This is a genomic window from Vibrio sp. 1CM24A, assembly GCF_023161725.1.
In the GTDB taxonomy this organism is placed as follows: Bacteria; Pseudomonadota; Gammaproteobacteria; order Enterobacterales; family Vibrionaceae; genus Vibrio; species Vibrio coralliirubri.
Map to the genome: position 1 here is coordinate 40,315 of NZ_JALNTS010000008.1, position 16,168 is coordinate 56,482.

A 16,168-nucleotide genomic window follows, 5' to 3' on the forward strand; every position below is an offset into this window, starting at 1 on the left:
ATATTTAAAGAGTAAATCATCACAAAAAAGTCCGACCTAAACCAAAATGTAATATTACTGAAATATTTCCCCTCTAACATCACGCTCAGATTAAACAAACAGACCAAACACAGACTTAAACGGTCCAATGGAGAAAACATTATGAACCAAGCTACTACTGCAGCAGCGCCTATCTCGAGCACTACTCGTTGGCTACGCTGGGCTAACTTGGCATTCATGCTTTACCTACTATTACTTTCAGTTTCAATGGTTGGTACAGGCTTCAAATGGGCAACAGGCGAGCAAGCAAAGGTTCTTTTCGAATTTGCTTCACACCCAGTTGCAGGCTTAATGATTGGTTTAGTAGCAACAGCGCTTATTCAATCATCAAGTACAGTTACTTCAATTATCGTTGGCCTTGTGGCAGGTGGTTTACCTGTTGAGCTAGCTATTCCTATGATCATGGGTGCTAACATTGGTACTACGGTAACCAATACGCTAGTTAGCCTTGGTCACGTTCGTTGTAAAGAAGAGTTCAAACGTGCATTCGCAAGTGCGACAATCCACGACTTCTTTAACCTATTAGCCGTTGCTATCTTCCTACCACTAGAGATGGCGTTTGGTATTCTAGAGAAGATTTCTCACTGGTTGGTATCTCCGATGCTAGCAACAGGTGATATGAGCATGGGTGGTCTTAACTTCATCAAGCCAATCACTAAACCAGTAGTAAGTGCGATTAAAGAGCCTCTATCAACATTTGGCGACACTGTTGGCGGCATCATGCTTATCGCTCTAGGTATCGCAACTATCTTCGTAGCTATCACTGTAATGGGTAAGCTGATGAAGAGCCTAATGGTTGGTCGTGCTCGTGAGATTCTAAAGAACGCAATCGGTCGTGGTCCAATCCACGGTATCGCTTCTGGCTCTATCGTGACTATCCTTGTTCAGTCTTCTTCTACGACAACAAGCTTGATGGTTCCACTAGTAGGTTCAGGTGTTCTTAAAGTACGTGACGTTTACCCATTCACTCTAGGTGCAAACATTGGTACATGTATTACAGCTCTACTTGCAGCGACAGCAGTATCTGGTGAGTTCGCAGTATTTGCACTACAAATTGCTCTAGTACACTTGGTGTTCAACATCATGGCAACGGTATTCATCTTCGGTATTCCGTTCCTACGTGAACTACCTGTTAAAGCCGCTGACTTGATTTCAGACATGGCTGTGAAGAACAAAGCTGTAGTGGCTGGTTACCTTGTTGCGGTATTCCTTGTACTGCCTGGTAGCGTGTTAGCTCTTACCGCTTAATAGCAAAATAAACATCGCTTATAGCAAAGCCCGCAACCTCCTAGGTTGCGGGCTTTTTCTTTTTAAGAGCAGATACGGAATTCGGGTAAACGAGTAACGAAGAGCTAAAAGCAGATACGGGATTCGGGTAGCGAGTAACGAAAAGCGACGGCCTCTCATTATCTGCGTTTGATATTCAGTATCTCACTGACTCAAATCTAAACACGCTCTTCGTATCCCGCATCTCGTTTACTCGCATCTAGCTACCCTACTTACCTTGCTCATTACGCAGGTACATAATCGCAACCATGCCAAAGCCGATAAATTGCCATAGATACTGCCCATCGCTTGCGCCAGTGATGGTTTGAGTGAAAGCCATACAAGCCGTCACAAACAGAGAAGCAAAGGCGGCATAGAGTAACCACGGACGCTCTTTGCCCGCCATGAACTCACCTGCAAGTACTGAACGAAGAACCAATAAAAACGGCACACATTGCAAAGCAATCAGAATAGGGAACATAAAATCGAACGTTGGGCTCAGCAGAGCATGACCGATTTGGCTCTTGTCCCAAGTGCCAACAATGTAGCCTTTCCAGCCAGTCCAAGTGTCTCCCGCATAAGCAGTATCGGGTGTAACGAAGCCAAGTAGCACGCCCATCACTTTATCGATAAAGCCATTTTTGAACCAAAAGACGAATAAGAAGATCTGAATTGGAATGATCTGAAAAGCAAACTTCTTCAACATGTGTGTACCCCAAATAATGAATGATTTGGTGACCAGTATGTGGAAGTCGATGTTTTTACGCTTGATGCAAGGCAATCGAGCCTGAGTCCAAACAATAATCAAACATGTTGAGAAGCCTGTTGGCACAAGGACACCTTGCGAAAGTACCGTTGCCATCAGCGCTCACAAAACACCCTCGCTTGAAAACGTATTTGGTGGTTTAGGAAAGGTTTATTTTTTATAAAGATTCAACAAGATCAAACAGTTGACCGTCATGCTCTTTTTGCAGTTCGATATAGCGTTGATAGTTGTATTGCGAACCTTTTGGGTTATCCGACAGCTTGTCAGCCACACTGAGCAGATAAAAACTGATAGGGCTCGGTGTACTTTCGGCCGCATAAAAAAGGTAAGGGAAAGCTTGATTGGCATGTTGGTTGATTAACAGTGCAAGACCCAAGGTAAGGTTAGCGATGTCACAACGTGGGTTCATCTCGAAGGCTTGCTTTGCCAATTGCAGTGCATGTTCGCGATCTTCTTGCTCATGAGTTTGTAAATAAGCCAAAGATTCCGAATACGACAGTAACGCATTGACCAGATAATTATCTCGCCCTTGTTGTTGAATCGAATCCAACTGAAGTGCTATTTCCTCAAATGGCTGACCACCTTTACCTTGGTAGAACAACGATATCCCCTCAGAGATAACACTCCAATCATCGTAGTTATCAATAGAAGTCACTCGATGACTTGCCACGCCGTATTCTGAGCTCGTTGGAGCAATAATAGCTTTGATCTCGAGAATCACATCCCCAATGGCATCGAAGAAATTACCTTGGCTAAAGGTCTTTTCCACTTTCTGACTTTGATTCGGTTGGCGGTTGTTTTGTACAAGCACGCTCAACACATAGTCACCATCCTTTTGCTTAAGCCAACCTTTGAGCTCGACACCATTGTTGGCCAGTGATTGCTTGCCCTGCTTCGATAGCTGAGAAAAGTGGTAACCCGATAAGTTTTTTGCCGAGTTCAGCCCGTAGAAAAGATAGTTATAAACGCTTTCTGACATCTCATAATCGTTCGCAGAATCGAGTGTTATGTCATGGATATAAACAGGAATCACATCACTTTGATGAGCAGAAGTAACAGCTGTGTCATTGGTTGGAACATCAGGCTGCCATGCCCTGGTTGCTATTAAGCCAACCGAGAATACTGCGGTTGTAATCAAGGCGATAGTTTTCTTTTTCGACTTAACAACAAAAGGTTTAGATTTAGGTTCAGATTTAGGTTGAGAGACGTCCTCAACGGAAATTGGTTCGACGCTCGGCTTGGTCACCTCAACATCGAACAAATAGCCTTGCTTAGGAATGGTCTGAATAATCCGATACGGACGTGATTTATCCTGAAGCTGACTGCGCAACAAGCTGATGACCTGTCTGACCAAGTTGTCAGACACTTGAGTTCTTTGCCATACATCCGCGGCTATCTGCTGAGTACTAACCACTTGCCCGCGATTTTCGATGAAATAGCTGAGCAACTTTGCTTGCAATGGCTCTAAATGAATCGCTTCGCTATCCACCAGCAACTGATTTTTCTCAGGGTAGAAAGCAATCGGAAAATCGTGTTGCAATACAAAGCAATGCGAGCGAGTCATAGTAGTTCTGTAGTTAGAAAAGACCACTCAAGATTATTGGTTTTACAAATAGTAAGCAAGCCAAGCATAACAAATAAAAAAGGCTGCACAGAGGCAGCCTTTCAATCAAACAAAGCGAGTGAGATTAAACCGAGAATGGGTACTTAATCGCTTCGTGGCATTCGTAACCTTCAACCCAGAAGTCATCCATCGTTACCCACGTTTCCAAATCTTCTAGAGACTTAATCTCAGGATTGATGTGGAATGTTGGGCCAGCTAACGGCTCACGCTTTAACTGGATATCACGCATGGGTGCGAGTTGATCTTCGTAAATATGAGCATTCACAAGCTTATGGTAAGCCACGCCAGCTTTCTTACCCGTAATTTGCGCCATGATAGCTAGGAATACATACACTTGAACCATGTTGAAGTTCAGGCCTAGTGGTACATCGCAAGAGCGCTGAGTGCTGTTTAGGTACAGCGTATCACCAAGTAGAGAGAAGTGATGGCTGTACATACACGGACGCAAACAACCCATGTGGAACTCACCTGGGTTATAGAAGTTTAAGATCTCGCCGCGGTCATCAATACCGTTTGTTAGATCATCAACAATCTTCTTCAGTTGATCTATATGACCGCCGTCAGGTTTTGCCCATGCACGTCCTTGAACGCCATAAACACGGCCCATGTCATCTTCACCCTTGCGGTAAGGATTATTCAGCCATGCTTCGTTCAGGTTCGAGTTCGCATCCCAAGTTTTAGTCCCTAGCTTACGAAAATCTTCAGCATTGTCGTAACCACGGATATAGCCAAGCAGCTCAGCAACTGCGGCTTTCCAAAAGCTCTTACGCGTTGTTACCAGTGGGAATTGGTTATTACCAACATCATATTCAAGGTCAGCATTGATCACGGTTAGGCAGCGCTTGCCCGTGCGTTCATTTTCAATCCAAGTACCGTCATCAACGATACGCTGACAGAGATCTAAATACTGTTTCACACCAATTCCTTACTTCGTTTGTTGTGGTAATTCGTCTTTGTAGTGACCACGCTTGTATGCCCACACCATCATCAGCACACCAATGATAACCATTGGCAGTGACAAAATTTGTCCCATAGAGATAAATCCACCGAACAAACCTAGGTGAGCATCAGGTTCACGTACGTATTCTACTAAGAAGCGGAATGTACCATATCCTGCTAGGAATAACCCTGATACAGAACCAAGAGGACGCGGCTTTTTGATAAACCAGTTCAAGATGAAGAACAGCACAATACCTTCAAGCGCCATCTCGTAAAGTTGAGATGGGTGACGAGGAAGTGGACCACCGTTAGGGAACACAATCGCCCATGGCACATCAGTCACACGGCCCCAAAGCTCGCTGTTCATGAAGTTGCCTAAACGTCCCATACCTAAACCAAATGGCACCAATGGTGCAATCATGTCTGCCACACCAAAGAAGGTTCGACCGTTCTTTTTGGCATACCAAAACATGGCAGTAATAACACCAAGCAAGCCACCGTGGAAAGACATACCGCCAGTCCATACCTTAAATAGGTACAGTGGGTCTGCTAGGAAAAGGTCAAAGTTATAGAAAAGTACATAGCCAATACGACCACCCAGCACCACACCTAGAAAGCCAGCAAACAGTAAGTCTGATACTTGCTCTCGAGTCCAACCGCTACCCGGTTGATCAGCTCGGCGATTTGCTAACCAAAGAGCAAACATAAAACCGACAAGGTACATTAGGCCGTACCAACGAACTGAGATTGGTCCTAATTCAATAAGAACAGGATCGATATTTGGGAATTCGATAAAACCCTGAGACATACTTGGCTCTCTATCTAAATTGATTAACGGTTAGCTCAATGGCTAACAGAAAAGACACTACAGCAGCATTGTGGCTGCTATAAACATTAAAAATACCGCAAAAAATTTCTTCAGCACAGGGGTTGGCAATTGAGTGGCCAGTTTCGCCCCCACTCGGGTGGTCAAAACTGAGGTACAAGATATCGCGATCAAAGCCGGCAGATAAACATAACCCAAGCTATACGCAGGAAGATCATCGACAGAAGAACCATGCCAAATGAAACCTAGCATTCCCGAAATCGCGATAACACAACCGCATATCGAAGATGAGCCGACGGCTTTACGCATTTCCACACCGTGATGGTTAAGGAAAGGTACCGATAAAGACCCACCGCCAATGCCCGCTAAGCTTGATACCAAACCAATCCCGCCACCACACAGCACGGTTTTAGCTGAACCCGGCATCGATTTTTGGCTCTTAGAGCGAATCGACAACAGCATTTGCAACGCCAATACCAAGACAATCACACCAAAGACTTTTGGTAGGTATTGAGCTGGAATCACATCGGCCACGAAAGAGCCGAGGAAACCACCTATCACAACACCTGGCATCAACCACTTAACGACAAACATCTCTACGTTACCCAACTTTAGATGGTTAATCGCAGACGATCCCGACGTAACTATGATGGTTGATAGCGAAGTAGCCAATGCCATTTGCATCGCAAACTCTTGGGGGATACCCGCTTTAGGAAGCAAAAACAGTAAGGCAGGAACCACCAGCAAACCACCACCAATGCCTAGCAAGCCAGCTAAAACACCAACAATAGCACCAAGGCCTGCTAACAAGCCTATCAGTTCATATGACACGTTAAATCCTATTTTTTACCTGCTCGAATGAAGCCTGTAAATTCACGCTCTTCGAAATAGTTCAGCATCATACTATAGATGTCACTACCATACGGTTTTGAAAGTGCCTTATTTGCCAAATCCTGTAATTCAGCCAAATTTGATTGACGAATCAAATATTTGGTTCTTGCGACATTCGAGGTATTCATACTTAACGTCTCATACCCCAATCCAATCAATAGCAGCGCGCCCATCGGGTCACCGGCTAACTCGCCACAAATACACACAGGTAATTGATATTGCTTACAAGTATCATGAATTTGTTTTAATGCCATGATCACCGCAGGGTGCATTGATTCATAGACATCGGATACTCGTGAATTGTTCCGATCAACCGCTAATAAATATTGGGTTAAGTCGTTGGTACCCACTGAAACGAAGTCGACCTTATGCGCAATCAGCGGCAGTATGTACAGCATGGATGGCACTTCAATCATGATACCAACGCGAGGCATACGCACTCGGTTATCAAGCTCATGCACTTCATCATACGCTTGTTCAATCAGCTGTAGCGCGTCATCCAATTCCTGAGCACCTGAGATCATCGGCAGCAAAATACTCAAGTTATGGCTTTCACAACTCGCACGTAGCATGGCTCGTAACTGAATAATAAAGATGTCAGGATGATCGAGCGTAAAACGAATACCACGCCAACCAAGGAATGGATTGTCCTCTTCGATAGGAAAATACGGTAAGGCCTTATCACCACCGATATCGAGTGTACGCATCACCACTTGTTTCTCTGGGTAGCTTGCCAGCACAGAACGATACTGCTTGAATTGTTCATCCTCTGACGGGAATCTTTGCTGCAACAAGAAAGAGATTTCAGTTCGATACAGCCCTACTCCATCAACGCCTTGATTGATAGCGATATTGGTGTCGGCACTCAAGCCCGCATTAAGCAGAATCTCGACTTGCTTGTCGTCTTGAGTTTTTGCCGGAAGGTACAGCTCGCGATTGACCATAGATGAGAGCTCACTCTCTTCTAGAATCAGCCCTCGATACTCTTTGAGCAGGCTTTTAGTCGGCTCAATAAAGATCTCACCGCTATACCCATCAACAATCGCTCGCTTACCATTAGCTTGAGCTAAGTTAAGATTTACCCCCATGACTGAAGGTATGCCAAGCGCTCGAGATAAAATCGCTGCGTGCGAGTTCGCCGCCCCTTCCAAAGAAATAACCGCCAAGAGCTTTTCTTTTGGAATAGACGCTAATACCGAAGCGGTTAACTCACGAACCACTAGGATAATCGGCTTATCTAACGTGCGAAGTTCATGTTCAGAGTTGTGGAGGAAATAGAGCAGCCTTTGTCCGAGCTCTCGGATGTCTTGTGCTCTCTCACGAAGATACACATCGGACATACGAGCAAAGCGATTCGAATAGCTTTCAACAACCTGTCTTAATGCCCAATCGGCTTTATCGCCTTTCTGAATTTGGCTTTTTAGATCCTTACGCAACATAGGATCGTTGAGTAAGTGAGTAAACAGGTCAAAGATCGCCAGCGCGTCTTTATTGATTTCGCTATCTAAGCGCTTTCGCATGCGCTTAAAGTCATTGAGGGCATTTTCAACCGCTACCGCCAACAACTCATGCTCTCTTTCAACATTGAGCGTCGAAGCAGGATAAACATCAGTGAGTTCAGGCTGAGTGTTGTCCCACCATAAATCACCAATCGCCACGCCCGATGAAGCGGCAATACCTTTAGTCGCAGGTAGCTTCTGTTGCTCTAACAGCCAATGGCCTTGAGTTTGGGCGTGCGCCACAATAACGGCAAGTTGTGCAGAGAGCGTGACAAGGAAGGATTCTTCCATCTCACTAAATAAACGCGGGGTCTTCTGTTGAATGACCAATACACCGAGCACTTGCTTGCGGTGGATAATCGGAGTACCGAGAAAAGAGTGATAGACGTTTTCTCCAAGCTCTGGAAAAAACTTATAAGCAGGGTGAGCAGACGCTTGTGCAAGGTTGATAGGTTCAGCACTTCTTTTAACAAGGCCAACCAGACCTTCGTCAAAACCAATGTGAATGCTATTGCCTTTGAAGATCAGGCCTTGAGTTGCCATCAACTCAAGGCGCTGCATATCATTATTTGCCAAATACACGGTGCAACATTCCGTCTGCATCGCACTGCATGTCTCTTTAACCAAAATATCAAGAGCCGTCGACACATCTTCAACTCTTGATACGTGTTCAACTATTTCCCTTAGTTGACTGAGCATGCTTAACCTCTACGCAATTTGCGCTTTCCTTTTATTTTTCGCTCTTTAAACGGCATTGCTAAAGATGCGAACTCTTTCATCGCTCGACGGTAAACATCTCGCTTGAAAGAAACAACTTGTCGAACTGGGTACCAATAACTCACCCAACGCCAACCATCAAACTCAGGTGTACTTCCACGCTGCATATTGATATGCGACTCATCGCAATCTAAGCGCAAAAGGAACCACTTCTGTTTTTGTCCAATACAGACAGGTTTAGAATCCCACCGAACCAGTCGTTTGGGTAGCTTGTAGCGTAACCAATGACGACTTGTCGCGACGATCTTTACATCCTTTTTAGTAAGGCCAACCTCTTCATACAACTCGCGGTACATTGCCTGTTCCGGAGTCTCACCTTCATCTATTCCCCCTTGAGGGAATTGCCATGAATGTTGCCCGTATCGTTTAGCCCAGAAGACCTGACCATGGTTGTTACAGATTACAATACCAACATTTAATCGGTAACCATCGCCATCTATCACTGGCCAACCTCTATCTAAATTTTTAATTACTCTGATTTTTCCACATATCCCCAATCGGAGCAAACTTAGTGACGTGATAAGCGCTATATTTATGAATAATAACTAGGAATATGGATAAGTTTTGCTCAAATTCTAGTTACCCACACAATAGTGAGACATAGACCACATTTATTCACCTTTTCTGTGAATAACTATGTGAAGAATTACCCGCAATCGTTTTTTTTAATCCATAGATTCATCAACACCAAAAATAGCAAATCAACAAATCCCGATTTATTTGCATATAAATCAATAGATTAAAATAATATTTTGGTTTTAAAAAACATTAGAAATGTAAAAGATCTTTCAGAAATCCGACATGGTTAAAGATCAACCACTCAGATGTTTATCCACACTACCAAGTAAAGGATTCATTTTGAACCCCATTTGGCAAGCATTTTATCCACCATAAACCCCTGTTTATTTATCCACTAAATTAATATTTCAATTAATTACCTTTATGTCCTGTGGATAACCCTGAGTTTGATCCCTTTTATCGCAAGGAGATCATTTCTTAACCAGTCGTCATTTGGTGATAACTTCTGATAAAATCGTTTTTTTGATCATGCCTTTTATTATGAAACCAGAACCACAAACACAACAAGAGCTGTTAGAGCGCGCGTATGCCATCGCCGGAATGACCTTTAAAGAGCTCGCCGACGAAGCCGAGATGGTGATGCCAAACGACCTTAAGCGTGATAAAGGCTGGGTTGGGCAGCTATTGGAATGGCACTTGGGTGCGCCTGCAGGCAGTAAGCCAGAACAAGATTTTGCCAAGCTCGGGATAGAACTAAAAAGCATTCCGATTGGTTACTCTGGCAAGCCACTCGAAACCACCTTTGTGTGTGTTGCGCCTTTGATGGGCGTGCAAGGTATAACTTGGGAAACCAGCCACGTTCGAAACAAGCTGTCTAAGGTGTTGTGGATCCCTGTCGAGGGAGAAAGAGAGATCCCGCTAGCAGAGAGGCATGTAGGATCCCCATTATTATGGACACCTAGCCAAGCTGAAGACGAACTCTTGAAAAGAGATTGGGAAGAGCTGATGGAGTTGATCGTGTTAGGCAATGTTGAACAGATAACAGCAAGACACGGTGAAGCACTGCATTTACGCCCGAAGGCTGCCAACAGCCGTGTGTTAACGGAAGCTTACGGTGCAAGTGGAAAACCTATCAAAACCAAACCACGCGGTTTCTATCTACGAACTCAATTCACCCATAAATTACTGACAACACATTACGCATAGATCGTTTAAACGAGCCTCGATAGCCAAAACTATCAGTGCGTTACAAAACAGTCTGTAATTAGAATCAATATCTCGCTACAAATACTCTCTTAATGAGGTTTAAGCGCCAGTTCAATATCACAGTAGCTTTGGCTTGGCTCATTACCAAACTCATCATAGGCGTTGTGTAAGCGAAGATACGCCTTTTCAAAGCCGAGCCGGAGTAACTCCTCTTTCACTTGATCCAAGGATCCAAAGTGAAGCGGCTCGCCGTCTTGCTTTACGGGTTCTAGCTTGTGTTTGTACTCCACCGCCAGTAGATATTCTGAGATATCAGAACAGCCAATAACGTACACTTTGGGTGTTTGATAAGAGTCTTTGTGCTCTCCATGTAACCACATGTCTAATTGATGCTTTTGCATAGCCGGCCTCCCTCGCTCTATAAAGCTTAGTAGAACTCTTTTCCTTTACTAGATAACGACTTAAAAAAGCACAGATCTCGGCTTAAAAAAGCAAAAAAGAGAAGCAAGCGCTTCTCTTTTTTGGCCAGTTCTAGTTCAAAAGTTTGCACTTTCGACGCCATAACTATCACTGTTAATTATCTTAGGGGTTGAAAGGTGCTATCAACCCCGCAGATTACGTCGGTATTCGCGCACTTAAGACACGACGAAGGTGACGTACTCGACGTTCAATCGTGACGACTTCTGGTTCAGAAAAACCAATCGGTCGACCGTCAGCTTCAAGACCAATATCTCTTAATAAGTGAGTATTGTTCCATGGCAGATCATATGAACTACGACGAACTTTTCGTTGCCATTCACGCTCTTCACGACGAAGATCGGCACGGATAAGGACTGTTGCTAATTTTAAATATACTGAGTGACGCATAATAACTCTCCAGTTGTTGAATCAACTGAGGAAAAATAGCGTGTTAGATAGTATGAGGGCTTCTCACTTAGCTGCTATTTTTCCGCAGCCAAATAAGGGTACGGATCTATTAGTTAGGTTTATCTTGGGTGTTTCGATCGGCCATGGCTGATGTGTGTGACATATCAGTCACCATGTCAGTACACGGATCAAACGACGCGCAAATATGCTGTATAAAATCGAAATGTTTCATTTGCGCCTCCAAGCTAACTAAAAAATCCAAAAAGAAATGGGGTGGTAAAAGCAGACAAGTCTTTGTTAAATCGTTGCTTTCACGGTTAAAGTCTAACCAAGTGAGTATATTATTCAACCGATAATTGGTTAACATTTTTAAAACAATGCATTCGCCTGAAATATCAGTTGCATATTCATTTACATATAACATATTCACTATGATTATATAAAATCACAGCATATCTCTCTTAGGGTCGAACTAGAAAACAACGGACTATCCTTCAGAAACAAAAAAGCCACGTAGATACGCGGCCTTTAATTGACAGTGACTGAATAAAGTCATGTAGAAAAGAGTCTAAACAACCCCTTCAGAGATTAGGCTGTGTTTATTCAGCAAGCGGTACATCGTCGCTCGTGATACACCGAGCTCCTTAGCTGCCAACGAAACCTGACCACCGTAAGATTCCAAAACAATTAACAACGCATCGCGCTCTGAGCGCTCTCGAATACTCTTCAAGCTTCGGCGTTCATCATTCTGTTTCGGTAAATCCAGTTGGTGATCCTCAATGATCACAGCATCAGACATCAACACGACACGCTTAATCTGATTCATCAGTTCACGCACGTTTCCAGGCCAATGGTAGCGATTCATCGAACGGATAGCATCGTCTGAGAAGCTCTTCGCTTGGGCATTAAACTCTTTCGAGTACTCACGCAGAAAATGATTAGCCAGTACTGAAATATCACTCACACGTTCTTTTAAGCTCGGAACATGAATACGCAGAACATTGATGTAGTGATAAAGCTCTTCATTGAAGTCGCCCTCGATCAACGCCTTCTCGATATCAGAGGAGTTCGCGGCCAGAATTCGTACATCGACAGATTTAGGTCCATTCGCGGTTTCAATCTTACCTTCTTGTAGAAAGCGCAACAGATTCAGTTGTTGATTGCGGGGCATCGCTAAAACATCATTAAGCAAGATGGTTCCGCCATCAGCTTCTTCCAACATACAAGGCGCGGTCGCTGGCTGTGCTGAGATACCAAACACCTCGGCCTCTATTCTCATTTCAGACAAGGCACGACAGTTAACCGTTAAAAATGGTTTCTGTGCTCGCGACGAGTTTTGGTGAATAGAGCGTGCAATCGTCTCTTTACCAGCCCCGCTCTCGCCATAAATCAAGATACTGACATCCGTCGGCCCAATACGCTTCACTTGGTCTCTCAAGCGCTTCACGGCCACAGAATCGCCTAGCAGTCCCATGTTGTTATTGATGCCGTAGTTTGGCCATACCTTCTGCTCAAGCTTAAGCATACCCAGTTGGTGACCAATGGTACTCAGCAACTGAGCATCTGGGATTGGCGCCGTGAAAAAGTCGATACAGAAGTTAACGATAAACTGGCAGATCGTATCAGAGCTTAATTGAGATTCACGGATAAAGGCGAGCCATCTCACCTGCTTGTTATTGCTCACAAGGTTAGCAATACCGTTGAGACTGAACTCATCATGACTAAGATCGACAATACCAATACATGGGCCAATATCAGCAATCAAGGCATCGGCTTTTCGTAAATCTGCACACTGGGTACACTGCCAACCCACTTGTTCTAACACTGATAACCAGGGTTCGTACGCACCACCAACGACGATAAGAGAACCTGGTAAGGAATCCATCTTAAATTGAGTTCCCATCCTTCTTCCTTATTCTATTTTTATTTAAATCAGACTAATACGAGTCACCGCTTCATCGTTCGACAAAATGCCGCGAGATCGTATTCAGCGCAGAGACGTATAGTAGTGAGACTATCTTAGATTTTATGTCTCAATAGTAAGACTATGTCAGAAATAACGATTTTTCGAATCAAGAGTGCGGTACAGACTAGGTTTTAAAGCCCAAAAACAGAAAAAGCCACCCGAAGGTGGCTTTTTAATTACATAGGCTGTTACGCCCTATAAGCGAGAATTACGCTTGTGGACGCATAGCCGGGAACAAGATCACGTCACGGATTGTGTGCGTGTTTGTAAATAGCATTGCTAGACGGTCGATACCGATACCTTGACCCGCTGTTGGCGGTAGGCCGTGCTCTAGTGCAGTAATGTAGTCTGCATCGTAGTACATCGCTTCGTCATCACCCGCGTCTTTCGCGTTAACTTGCGCTTTGAAACGCTCGTCTTGGTCTTGTGCATCGTTAAGCTCAGAGAAACCATTCGCTACTTCACGGCCACCGATGAAGAACTCAAAACGGTCTGTGAAGAATGGGTTGTCATCGCTACGACGTGCTAGAGGAGAAATGTCCGCTGGGTAGCCAGTGATGAACGTTGGTTGAATTAGCTGAGGCTCAGCCGTTTCACCAAAGATCTCTTCTAGAAGCTGACCACATGTCCAGAACGTTTCTACGTCTACGTGTACAGATTTTGCGATAGCAACCATCTTCTCACGGTCTTGTAGGTCTGCTTCTGTTAGCGCTTGAATCTCAGCGTGCTCAGGGTTGTAGTGTTTGATTGCATCGAACATGCTCATGCGAGCGTAAGTGCCACCGAACTCAACCGTTTCGTCACCGTAAGGCATAGAAGTAGAACCAAGAACGTCCATTGCTGCCGTGCTTAGCATCTCTTCTGTCAGATCCATAAGGTCTTTGTAGTCAGAGTACGCTTGGTAGAATTCCATCATTGTGAATTCTGGGTTGTGACGTGGAGATAGACCTTCGTTACGGAAGTTACGGTTGATCTCGAATACACGGTCAAAACCACCAACCACTAGACGCTTAAGGTAAAGCTCTGGTGCAACACGTAGGTACATGTCGATGTCTAGTGCATTGTGGTGAGTGATGAATGGGCGTGCAGTTGCACCACCCGGGATCACGTGCATCATTGGCGTTTCAACTTCTAGGTAGCCTTTCGCGCTCATGAAGTTACGGATTGAAGATACAAGCTTAGAACGCACGATGAATGCATTGCGAGAATCTTCGTTCACGATTAGGTCAACGTAACGCTGACGGTAACGCATCTCTTGGTCAGTTAGACCGTGGAACTTCTCTGGTAGAGGGCGAAGTGCTTTAGTCAGCAATTCAAACTCTTCCATGTTCACGTAAAGGTCACCTTTACCCGATTTGTGAAGCGCACCTTTAACACCGATGATGTCACCGATATCTAGGCCTTGGTACTTCTCTTTCAGTACTTTTTGTACGTCTTTCGCTGCGTATGCTTGGATACGACCAGAAGTTTCTTGAATCGCAAGGAATGGACCACGCTTCGCCATAACACGACCAGCGATCGCAACGATGTGGTTAAGCTCTTCTAGCTCTTCCTTAGTCTTCTCACCGAATTCCGCTTGAAGATCGCCAGCTAGGTGCTCACGACGGAAGTCATTTGGGTGACCGTTAGCTTTGCAGTTTTGGCGGATGTGATCCAGCTTGCTGCGGCGCTCAGCGATTAGTTTGTTCTCTTCAGGTGAAGAAGCTTCTTGTGCGTTTTCGTTTTGAACAGCATCAGTCATTAGAGATGTACCCTGCTTTTAAAATTTGGACCGCTATATTTTTGCAAATATAGGCATTTTTACCAATATTATTGGTAAAGCTTAATAGTTGATAAAGCTTACAGACCTGATTTCAGGCTAGCTTCAATAAACTTGTCTAAGTCACCGTCAAGAACCGCTTGAGTATTACGGTTTTCGATGCCGGTGCGTAAATCTTTGATACGAGAATCATCCAGTACGTAAGAGCGGATTTGACTGCCCCAACCAATGTCTGATTTCGTCTCTTCGCTCGCTTGTTTTTCAGCATTTTGTTTTTGAATCTCAAGTTCAAAAAGCTTAGCACGTAGCTGCTTCATCGCTTGATCTTTGTTCTTATGCTGCGAACGGTCATTCTGACACTGAACCACGGTGTTGGTCGGAACGTGAGTAATACGTACCGCCGATTCCGTGGTGTTTACGTGCTGACCACCAGCGCCAGAGGCACGGTATACGTCAATACGTAAGTCAGAAGGATTAATGTCGATCGTAATGTTGTCATCAATCTCAGGATAGATAAACGCAGATGCAAATGAAGTATGACGACGACCACTTGAATCAAATGGTGACTTACGAACTAGACGGTGAACACCAGTCTCTGTGCGTAACCAACCATAAGCATACTCACCAGAAATACGTACCGTTGCGCCTTTAAGGCCAGCAACATCACCATCCGACACTTCGATAACTTCAGTCTTGAAGCCTTTCGAATCTGCCCAACGTAAGTACATGCGCAACATCATTGAAGTCCAGTCTTGAGCTTCTGTACCGCCCGAACCTGACTGTAAATCGATGTAGCAATCTGATGCATCGTGATCACCAGAGAACATACGACGGAATTCCAGTTTCTCTAGCTTAGCTTCAAGCTCGGCCAGTTCTGGTTCAATTTCATCGAACGTTTCTTGATCTTCTTCTTCAACCGCAAGCTCTAATAGGCCATCAACATCCTCAACACCTTGGTCAAGTTGGTCGATGGTTTCTACTACCGCTTCCAATGCAGAACGTTCTTTACCTAACGCTTGAGCACGCTCAGGTTCGTTCCATACATCCGGTTGTTCTAATTCTGCGTTTACTTCTTCTAGACGCTCTTTCTTAGCGTCATAGTCAAAGATACCCCCTCAGGATATTTGTGCGCTCAGACACATCCTGCAGACGGTTTTTTATAGGATTGATTTCAAACATTTTAGCTCATCATTTATGAGTAGAATTTAACCGAAGAATTGTACT

At 44.4% G+C, this 16,168-nt stretch carries 14 protein-coding genes; 2 read left to right on the plus strand and 12 right to left on the minus strand.

The features are described 5' to 3' along the window. The first annotated feature begins 141 nt into the window (after positions 1–141). Positions 142–1,287 carry a Na/Pi symporter gene (locus tag MSG38_RS17885; protein WP_048606795.1) on the plus strand — a complete coding sequence of 382 codons (1,146 nt, stop codon included), beginning with the start codon at positions 142–144 and terminating at the stop codon, positions 1,285–1,287. Positions 1,288–1,534: 247 nt separating this feature from the next. On the opposite strand, the gene MSG38_RS17890 is transcribed toward MSG38_RS17885, so the two are convergent. From MSG38_RS17890 to rppH, 7 genes are all read right to left on the minus strand, one after another. Then, positions 1,535–2,011, minus strand: a complete 477-nt coding sequence (locus MSG38_RS17890) for a hypothetical protein (RefSeq protein ID WP_248402402.1) — start codon at positions 2,009–2,011, stop codon at positions 1,535–1,537. A 217-nt stretch (positions 2,012–2,228) separates the two neighbouring features. Then, positions 2,229–3,635 (minus strand): winged helix-turn-helix domain-containing protein, encoded by a 1,407-nt coding sequence (locus MSG38_RS17895; protein ID WP_248402341.1) that lies wholly within the window; start codon positions 3,633–3,635, stop codon positions 2,229–2,231. A gap of 124 nt (positions 3,636–3,759) precedes the next feature. Then, positions 3,760–4,611, minus strand: a complete 852-nt coding sequence (locus MSG38_RS17900; protein ID WP_017056122.1) for a thymidylate synthase — start codon at positions 4,609–4,611, stop codon at positions 3,760–3,762. A gap of 9 nt (positions 4,612–4,620) precedes the next feature. After that, positions 4,621–5,442: a prolipoprotein diacylglyceryl transferase gene (gene lgt / locus MSG38_RS17905; protein WP_017059338.1), complete on the minus strand. Its 822-nt coding sequence runs from the start codon at positions 5,440–5,442 to the stop codon at positions 4,621–4,623. Positions 5,443–5,499: 57 nt separating this feature from the next. Then, positions 5,500–6,291 (minus strand): sulfite exporter TauE/SafE family protein, encoded by a 792-nt coding sequence (locus tag MSG38_RS17910; protein WP_248402343.1) that lies wholly within the window; start codon positions 6,289–6,291, stop codon positions 5,500–5,502. Between the two features lie 8 nt (positions 6,292–6,299). Further along, entirely contained in the window at positions 6,300–8,549 is a 2,250-nt protein-coding gene (gene ptsP / locus MSG38_RS17915) for a phosphoenolpyruvate--protein phosphotransferase (protein ID WP_048615014.1), read from the minus strand. 2 nt (positions 8,550–8,551) lie between these two features. Further along, positions 8,552–9,070: an RNA pyrophosphohydrolase gene (gene rppH / locus MSG38_RS17920; RefSeq protein WP_017059335.1), complete on the minus strand. Its 519-nt coding sequence runs from the start codon at positions 9,068–9,070 to the stop codon at positions 8,552–8,554. A 616-nt stretch (positions 9,071–9,686) separates the two neighbouring features. On the opposite strand from rppH, the gene mutH reads away from it, so the two are divergent. Continuing rightward, positions 9,687–10,352, plus strand: coding sequence for a DNA mismatch repair endonuclease MutH (mutH, locus tag MSG38_RS17925; RefSeq protein ID WP_048606845.1), 666 nt, complete (start codon positions 9,687–9,689; stop codon positions 10,350–10,352). 89 nt (positions 10,353–10,441) lie between these two features. On the opposite strand, the gene MSG38_RS17930 is transcribed toward mutH, so the two are convergent. From MSG38_RS17930 to prfB, 5 genes are all read right to left on the minus strand, one after another. Further along, a complete protein-coding gene (locus tag MSG38_RS17930; protein WP_004735016.1) occupies positions 10,442–10,753 on the minus strand; it encodes a DUF6482 family protein in 312 nt (103 codons plus the stop codon). Positions 10,754–10,967: 214 nt separating this feature from the next. After that, entirely contained in the window at positions 10,968–11,219 is a 252-nt protein-coding gene (locus MSG38_RS17935; RefSeq protein ID WP_004735015.1) for a hypothetical protein, read from the minus strand. A 568-nt stretch (positions 11,220–11,787) separates the two neighbouring features. Beyond that, positions 11,788–13,122: a cyclic-di-GMP-binding transcriptional regulator VpsR gene (vpsR, locus tag MSG38_RS17940; protein WP_050053118.1), complete on the minus strand. Its 1,335-nt coding sequence runs from the start codon at positions 13,120–13,122 to the stop codon at positions 11,788–11,790. A gap of 271 nt (positions 13,123–13,393) precedes the next feature. Further along, a complete protein-coding gene (gene lysS, locus MSG38_RS17945; RefSeq protein WP_017059330.1) occupies positions 13,394–14,926 on the minus strand; it encodes a lysine--tRNA ligase in 1,533 nt (510 codons plus the stop codon). Positions 14,927–15,024: 98 nt separating this feature from the next. Beyond that, positions 15,025–16,123 (minus strand): peptide chain release factor 2 gene (gene prfB, locus MSG38_RS17950; protein WP_100208942.1). Its coding sequence is split into 2 segments (ribosomal slippage): positions 15,025–16,047 and positions 16,049–16,123, totalling 1,098 coding nucleotides; the frame shifts between segments, so codons are not numbered across the junction. Positions 16,124–16,168 lie beyond the last annotated feature (45 nt).

Coding starts and splice junctions, on each gene's coding strand:
- MSG38_RS17885 (WP_048606795.1), top strand. CDS start 142: ATGAACCAAGCTACTACTGCAGCAGCGCCTATCTCGAGCACTACTCGT.
- MSG38_RS17890 (WP_248402402.1), bottom strand. CDS start 2,011: ATGTTGAAGAAGTTTGCTTTTCAGATCATTCCAATTCAGATCTTCTTA.
- MSG38_RS17895 (WP_248402341.1), bottom strand. CDS start 3,635: ATGACTCGCTCGCATTGCTTTGTATTGCAACACGATTTTCCGATTGCT.
- lgt (WP_017059338.1), bottom strand. CDS start 5,442: ATGTCTCAGGGTTTTATCGAATTCCCAAATATCGATCCTGTTCTTATT.
- ptsP (WP_048615014.1), bottom strand. CDS start 8,549: ATGCTCAGTCAACTAAGGGAAATAGTTGAACACGTATCAAGAGTTGAA.
- mutH (WP_048606845.1), top strand. CDS start 9,687: ATGAAACCAGAACCACAAACACAACAAGAGCTGTTAGAGCGCGCGTAT.
- MSG38_RS17930 (WP_004735016.1), bottom strand. CDS start 10,753: ATGCAAAAGCATCAATTAGACATGTGGTTACATGGAGAGCACAAAGAC.
- MSG38_RS17935 (WP_004735015.1), bottom strand. CDS start 11,219: ATGCGTCACTCAGTATATTTAAAATTAGCAACAGTCCTTATCCGTGCC.
- vpsR (WP_050053118.1), bottom strand. CDS start 13,122: ATGGGAACTCAATTTAAGATGGATTCCTTACCAGGTTCTCTTATCGTC.
- lysS (WP_017059330.1), bottom strand. CDS start 14,926: ATGACTGATGCTGTTCAAAACGAAAACGCACAAGAAGCTTCTTCACCT.